Below are 1,960 nucleotides of genomic sequence, written 5' to 3'. Positions count from 1 at the left end.
CCTTCAAGCACGATTTTTAGATCAGTCGATTTGGATCACATATAAATTTCAAGAGGGGGCTGGTGAAAGGTTACATTGAAACTGCCAGTTTAAACGAAGCCGAATTAAGTGAATATTGCCGTGAAAAAGGGCTCTATGTTGACTAAGTTAAAGCTTGGAAAGCTGATTCACTTAGAGGTTTTATGAGCTCTCGCGAACATGAAATTGAAGTGAAACGTCAGCGGCAGGCAGATAAGAAAGAAATAAAACAGTTAAAACGCGAGCTACGCGAAAAAGAAAAGGCGCTAGCTGAAACCGCGGCGATCTTGGTGCTGCGAAAAAAGTTAAATGCGCTTTGGGAGAGCGACAGCGAAGACGACTAACCTCATTCCCACTGCGCACAAAATACGTGTCATGGATACAAGAGGCAAATCAGTCTGGCGCTCGGCTCAATGTTGCTTGCCGTGAAGCGGGGATCACTTTACGTACCTATCGGCGCTGGTATCGCGATGGCAGAATCACCGCCGATAAGCGGCCGGATGCGGTCCGTCCGACACCGGCGAACAAGCCAACGGAAGCCGAGCAAGCAAAGATTATTGAGGTGTGTAACTTGAGTAAATTTGCCAGTTTACCACCGTCACAAATCGTGCCAGCGCTATTAGATAATAATAAGTATTAAGGCTCTGAATCGACGTTTTATCGGGTATTAAAAGCCAATGGGCAGCTACATCATCGCGGTCGAAGTATGACGCGAAAGGTGTGAGCGCAACCCACAGAACGTTTTTCAGAAGTTTTAAAACCGAATGGATGCCAATGTCAGGTTATCAGTCATTTGCAGCGGGTATTGAATCGATTAACAGGTACATTACCGGTTATTTAATCGGTACAGGCCTCACCAGTTTAACAAGGGGCTATCGCCACAAAAGGCTGAAGCAGAATACTTCAAAACTTATAACGAGGTGGCCAGTTTTAGTTGAGCACTACAGTTTTTCTTAAAAAAGGGCAATTCTACAGTCTCAACGCCGTGTTTCAAAATGTACAATTCTAGCGCAGCCAAGATTCATACTTTATTCACAAGCCCCCTTTAACAATTTGATGTATAGTTTACGAAGTTTACGTATCTTGATTTTTCGATATCAAGTTACTCCTCAGCATACTGTGAGCTTGCGTTACTACCCTACGATTGAAGAAGTTAGCTAGCAGCAATGAGTTATAAATAGAGCTAATCAAAATTAAGCAAGTGTATTAGAAGTAATACAATAGGATGCTAGATATATAAGGAATATATGTGATATTTAAAAAATTTTTTAAATTACCAGGGATACTACTTTTGAGAGTAAGGCTTAGTTTACATGGAGTGACTTACGGCTCAAAATTGAAAGGTAAATCAGTCATTATTTCGAATATTGGTAACATTAAAATTGGCAACAATGTTAACTTGAACTCTTTCCCTGATGGGGAACCCTTTAAAACAGGCTTACAGGCACACTGTAAGGATTCAAAAATATCTATAGGTAATAATTGCCTTCTAAATGGAACTAGGATTCATTGTCGAACTCAGGTTTCAATTGAAGATAACTGTATGTTTGGCCCAGGCTGTAAAATAGTTGATAACGATTCTCACCGTACATCAATTGATGTTATGAAGAGAAGAGAGCCACCTGAGAGCTCACCAATTATTATTAGAAATAATGTATGGGTTGGAATGAACTCCCTTATACTCAAGGGGGTAGAAATTGGTGAAAATTCTATAGTGGCAGCCAATTCAGTTGTCACAAAGTCCGTTCCTAAAAATACTCTTGTCGCGGGAAATCCTGCTCGTATTATTAAAAAGCTAGATGTATAAAACCAACAAATAAAAATAGGTGTCGCGATACCGGCACCCATGACCTCTCGCTCGATAACCTGTTCTGGTCAACCAAAACTGGACACCTTTAGTTGAGAATTTTCAAACTCCACTGGTGACAGATCACCATTGGCT

General features: G+C 40.9%; 1 protein-coding gene and 1 pseudogene. Both read left to right on the top strand.

What is annotated here, in order from left to right; genetic code table 11:
* Positions 1–74 precede the first annotated feature (74 nt).
* A pseudogene (locus Q4519_RS21510) lies at positions 75–724 on the top strand (IS3 family transposase); the annotation flags it as partial.
* Positions 725–1,267: 543 nt separating this feature from the next.
* Positions 1,268–1,825 (top strand): DapH/DapD/GlmU-related protein, encoded by a 558-nt coding sequence (locus Q4519_RS21505; protein WP_303515950.1) that lies wholly within the window; start codon positions 1,268–1,270, stop codon positions 1,823–1,825.
* The last annotated feature ends 135 nt before the right edge of the window (positions 1,826–1,960 follow it).

Origin of the sequence: Motilimonas sp. 1_MG-2023, assembly GCF_030547455.1 — a bacterium.
In the GTDB taxonomy this organism is placed as follows: Bacteria; Pseudomonadota; Gammaproteobacteria; order Enterobacterales; family CBDFNC01; genus Motilimonas.
The sequence above is the reverse complement of the archived record's forward strand: the minus strand, read 5'-3'. Positions and strand labels throughout refer to the sequence as shown.